Source organism: Ruegeria sp. YKSF131 (assembly GCF_059612645.1).
This window is the reverse complement of record NZ_JBXWQZ010000117.1, coordinates 1-4,721: the sequence shown is the minus strand read 5'-3', so window position 1 is coordinate 4,721 and position 4,721 is coordinate 1. Positions and strand designations below refer to the sequence as shown.

Below are 4,721 nucleotides of genomic sequence, written 5' to 3'. Positions count from 1 at the left end.
TGTCGGCGCATATATGGTTGAAAAATTACGCTGGCTGGGTGCAAGATCGCACCTGGCCAACTGTATTTCAGGACAGCCATTCCCTGCCCTGGAGAATTGCGGCTGTTTCAGGCCGATCGTGTTGAAAGTTTCGAGTTATGATTTTGTCTGACAGCCATCGTTTTGTGTTCATTCACGTGCCGAAATGTGCGGGAACTTCTGTTCGCAATGCTGTTTTGTCATTCCACGATGCAGACAGCCGGTTTCTGAAACTGGTCGAGCGACATCCTGAACTGGGTGAAATAGACTATCGCCATCTTCCACTGTCGCTGCTGCGTGACCTTGATCCTGAGGCGTTCGGGAAGCTGAAGGAATACGAAAGCTATGCACTGTTGCGTGACCCGTATCAGCGCTTTCAATCCGCCATGTCGCAACGCGCCAAAATGTATCTGGGCAAGGAATTTGCGCAGCTCAGCGATGATGAAATCCGCGCAGAGACCGAGAAGGTAGTGGCATATCTTCGTTCTGATCCTGCGGTGATTTCTCCGGAATATGTGCATTTTTCCCGACAGTCTGATTTTGTCCAGATCAACGGCGAACGGTTGGTGCGCAATCTCTACCCGGTCGAACATCTTGATCTTTTTGTTCAGGCTTTGACCCGGCAGATCGGCCTCGCTTCGCTGGAAATCGGGCATGCCAACAAGACCACGGTGTTCCGCCACCCGCAGCTGAAACGGGTCATGTATGGGGGGAGTGCGCTGGCCCGTCGCGTTCTGCCTAGTCCGGTGCACGAAGCATTGCGTGTCTCCGCCCGTCGCGTTCTGATGAAATCCGGGGGCACGCAACCGCATCCGGTCTTGAGCGAACCTGTTTTTCAGGACTTTATTCGTGACTATTATGCCGAGGATATTGCCCTGCACCGGGATGTTCTGGCAGGTGTTGCAGCGTGATCCGGCAGGCAAGGAACGGAGCGGGCAGGTGCAACCGGTAAAGGAATGGCGCATACATCTGGGTGCGCATAAGACCGCGACAACACATGTTCAGGATACGCTGCTTGCACATCGGGACCAGATGGCGCGGCGGGGTGTGGATTATATCCCCCGGGAAGCTTTTGGTCCGTTACAGCGCCGCTATTCAAACCCGGGTCATTGGCGAAGAAGGTTCTGGTCAAGACCATTGGCCAATCAGTTTATGCGCCAGACTCAGGCGCTGCGCGGCGGAGCAGAGACGGTTCTTGTTTCGGACGAAGATCTGCTGGGCTATTCCGACGGTTTATTGTCGCCTGTCTTTTACCCGTCCTTTCGCGGGGCGCATATTGTCACCGAGATGCAAAAAACGGCTCCTGTTACGCTCTTTCTGGGGGTGCGCTCTTATGACAGGCTGTTGCCCTCAGCCTATGCTCAGATGATGAAATCCTTTGCGCCGGATCCGTATTGGCAATCCCGGATCGGCGCGGACGTTCTGAAGACGCCGCCCAGTTGGTTCGATCTGATCGAGCGTCTTATGGCGGCCTTTCCCGGTGCAGCATTGCGGGTCTGGCGACAGGAAGACTACAGCGCACAATGGCAGAAGGTTCTGACAGCTTTTGCAGGCCGGAACGTGGGTGAATTCCCACAGATCCCACCTCCGACAAGAACCACATCGCCATCGCAAGAGGCGATCCACCAAGCCGAGGCTTTGGATCGCTCACTGTCGGTTGAAGAACGCCGCATGCGAGTTAAGAAGATTTTCTATAACGACGGACCGAATTCCGCCGCTGGCACTCCGTTTCGGCCATATCAAAGTGAAACGGTCAGCGCGTTGCGCCAGAAATACGAGCAGGATTTACAAAGGATCGCCCGAAATTACCCGGATATGTTGATCCGGATAGAATGATGCAGCCAAACCTTGCGGGTCAGCCGACCTTGGGGCGTTTGGGAACTTCGGTTTCCGAGACGCGCAGCAATTTCTTCGCAATTTCAAGATGCTGAGCGTTCCATTGCCAGCGTAACTTTTGTACGGGTGCCGCGCCATCGTCCAGAATGCGGGCTACCCGGGCATGATCGCGTTGCCGCAAGAGGCATTCATGTACCAGATGCGGTCCGACACATCCGAATTTAGGGACTTCACGCAGGGCGCGCCGGAACGGGCGGCGCATGTAAATCAGCAGTTCAAATAATGTCTGACACCAGAAATACAGATGCGGTTTCTGGCGATTTTTCCAATACTGAACACTGTAGTCATACCAGTCCGCCATTATAACATTTTGCGGTTCGGAGGCCAAAAACCACGTTGCCACTTCACGCGTATATCCGGGCCATGTGAACCATCGGGTTTCCGGGGTCCAGAAATAGGCAAAGAACCCTCGCTGTCCGACAATCGGCAGCCAGTCATTCAATGGTTTGATACAGAACGCGGTCGCATCCGCCCAAACACCGCCGTGTTCTTTCAAAAGCTTGAACCGCAGAATGTTGGAATAAGATTGTATCGATATTTCTGGCGAGAGCTTTGGCATATCGACAAACTCTGCGACCGTGTCCTTGTCGAGAATGCGGAGGGTCCAGTCCGGGTTTTTGTCTTGCCAGGATGCAATGCACATCCGCACGATTTCGGGGGCTTCATCAATTCCTTTATCCCAGAACATCCAGATGTTCTTGGGGATGATCCGCGGCACAGCATTATCGAACCCGTCGGGTTGTGTCTTGCCGGCTTTGCGGGTCAATCTGCGGGCAAAACTGCGAAGCTGTTTACCCTTAACCAAAGATACAAATAAAAATAACCAAGGGTTCCCGGCCAAATCCAACGCTCCTATCGTAACCCATGTCGGTGTTTTAACGACCATTCCAGAGCCGCGCCAGAAAACTATCGCGATTGGCCTGCATCTATTTTCTGCTGTGTATTCACCGCCATGCTTGCGAAACAGTCGTGCGAAATACAGGGTATTGTTTTTCCTAAAGCGGTGATGGACCCTTGGATGATGCGGATTATACTTCCCTGGCGTACACGTTAAGCATTGTTGGTAGTATCGCACCGATCAGGTGTTCTCCAGAAAGGCACGGTTCATGTCACTTGTTATGCAGTCCGGTCACCAGACCGCTGCCGGCGCGGCCGAAAAGTCCCGTCACGGGCTCATAATCGCGCTTTTGATTCTGTCTTTCGTCATGCCGTTCTTTTTCTTCTTCATCGGCCTGAGGCTGAGCGCGTATCGTTTGTATTTTCTGGCCGCCACAATTCCGGTGCTTATTCAGTGGGCCAAGGGTGCGGCAGGCCCGGTGCGGTCGCCTGACATTCTGGTTTTGCTTGCGGCGATGTGGGCGGCGTTGGCCCTGTTTGCCAACCACGGGATAGGACGTTGGCAATTCGCAGGTATTCTGGTTGTGGAAACAGTCGTTCCATATCTGTTTGCGCGCGTCCTGATCCGGGACTACGTGACATTTCGAACGGCGGTGTGGTGGCTTTTTGCCATCGTTCTGGTGTTGGTCCCCTTCGCACTGTACGAAAATATCACGGGGAAACCGATCCTTCTTAACATATTTGGCGGGGTGTTTCAGGTCTATGCAGACGTGAATCAGGAGCCGAGATTGGGGCTGGAGCGGGCGCAGGCCTCAATGCCTCATCCGATTTTGTTTGGCGTTTTCTGTTCACCCGTTCTTGCGCTGTCCTGGTATGTGCTCAGCCCGGAAGGCGCATTCTTCAAGCAAACCCAACGTTCGATTATTGTTAGTACGGCTGTTTTCAGCTCTTTGTCTTCTGGTGCCTTCATGGGGGTTATGTTGCAGGCTTTCCTGATCGCCTGGGATGAGATTCTGAAGAAAATCAAAAGCCGATGGGTGATTTTCGCCATCATATTCGGCATTATCTATACCATCCTCGAACTGGCGTCGAACCGGAATGCGTTTCAGATCATTGCGACAGAGCTTACATTCTCGGCCGGGTCAGCCTGGAACAGAATTCACATCTTCAACCACGCCATTGACGATATTTTCCGCAACCCGATTTTTGGGATTGGTCTGGGTGAATGGACTCGCCCCAAATGGATGAAGCCAAGCGTTGATAATTTCTGGCTGCTCATCGCCCTGAGATACGGGATTCCGGCCCTGATATTTCTGGGTCTGGCCGTCATTATCGCAAGTTATCAAATCATCCGTGCCCCTTTGACTGGCCTCTATGCACGGGTTCGAACCGGATTTCTGATTTCGTTCCTAAGTCTCAGTGTGTCTGCATTCACCGTGCATTTGTGGGATGCCACCTATTGCCTGTTCATGTTCCTTCTTGGCAGCGGCATGTGGTTGATTGATGCCCGGGAAACACCCGAAGGTGAGGGCGAACAGGTGCAGGGAACATCCGCCCGACGGGAAATCCGCTATACGCGCTTTCCCAAAGGACCTGACCCGGAACCTGCCGAGTAACAAGGTTATACGTTGGAATGTGTTTAACCGGTCACCGTCCAGCGACGCCGGGTCATTCCGACGGCGCGGCGCAGGCGGCGCAGGGCGGGCATGTGACCTGACAGAACGGCCTGCATTTCATCGGGCGACATATCACCACGCAGCGAGGTGCGGGGGCGCAGGAATGCACCTTGCCGCCATTGACCACCGTCACTTGACCACGCTGTCGTATAACCTGATGCACGCAAGGCACGTAATACCCGCGCATCATAACGTCCGAATGGAATCCCGGCCTCGGTTATCGACCGGCCGCAGATATCCTCAAGCTGTGCCCGGGATGTCTCCAATTCCTGCCTGAGCATCGCATCGTTCAGT

The 4,721-nt window shown here is 53.8% G+C and carries 5 protein-coding genes; 3 read left to right on the top strand and 2 right to left on the bottom strand.

Annotated features, from left to right (window positions below):
* The first annotated feature begins 137 nt into the window (after nt 1–137).
* Complete coding sequence (locus AC2FLZ_RS21735) at nt 138–929, top strand: sulfotransferase family 2 domain-containing protein (protein ID WP_480555490.1); 792 nt, start codon at nt 138–140, stop codon at nt 927–929.
* Nucleotides 868–1,854 carry a hypothetical protein gene (locus AC2FLZ_RS21730; RefSeq protein WP_496882771.1) on the top strand — a complete coding sequence of 329 codons (987 nt, stop codon included), beginning with the start codon at nt 868–870 and terminating at the stop codon, nt 1,852–1,854. The genes AC2FLZ_RS21735 and AC2FLZ_RS21730 overlap by 62 nt, the downstream gene beginning before the upstream one ends.
* A 19-nt stretch (nt 1,855–1,873) precedes the next feature.
* Here the strand turns inward: AC2FLZ_RS21730 and AC2FLZ_RS21725 are convergent, their stop codons facing one another.
* Entirely contained in the window at nt 1,874–2,680 is an 807-nt protein-coding gene (locus tag AC2FLZ_RS21725; RefSeq protein WP_496813320.1) for a capsular polysaccharide synthesis protein, read from the bottom strand.
* A gap of 340 nt (nt 2,681–3,020) precedes the next feature.
* Between AC2FLZ_RS21725 and AC2FLZ_RS21720 the strand changes: the two genes are divergently transcribed.
* Nucleotides 3,021–4,367 carry an O-antigen ligase family protein gene (locus AC2FLZ_RS21720; protein WP_480555487.1) on the top strand — a complete coding sequence of 449 codons (1,347 nt, stop codon included), beginning with the start codon at nt 3,021–3,023 and terminating at the stop codon, nt 4,365–4,367.
* 23 nt (nt 4,368–4,390) lie between these two features.
* Here the strand turns inward: AC2FLZ_RS21720 and AC2FLZ_RS21715 are convergent.
* A partial coding sequence (locus AC2FLZ_RS21715) for a polysaccharide deacetylase family protein (protein WP_496882770.1) occupies nt 4,391–4,721 on the bottom strand: 331 nt, incomplete at its 5' end.

Excerpts from the sequence above, each read along its gene's own strand:
- AC2FLZ_RS21735 (WP_480555490.1), top strand. The coding sequence starts at position 138 with ATGATTTTGTCTGACAGCCATCGTTTTGTGTTCATTCACGTGCCGAAA.
- AC2FLZ_RS21720 (WP_480555487.1), top strand. The coding sequence starts at position 3,021 with ATGTCACTTGTTATGCAGTCCGGTCACCAGACCGCTGCCGGCGCGGCC.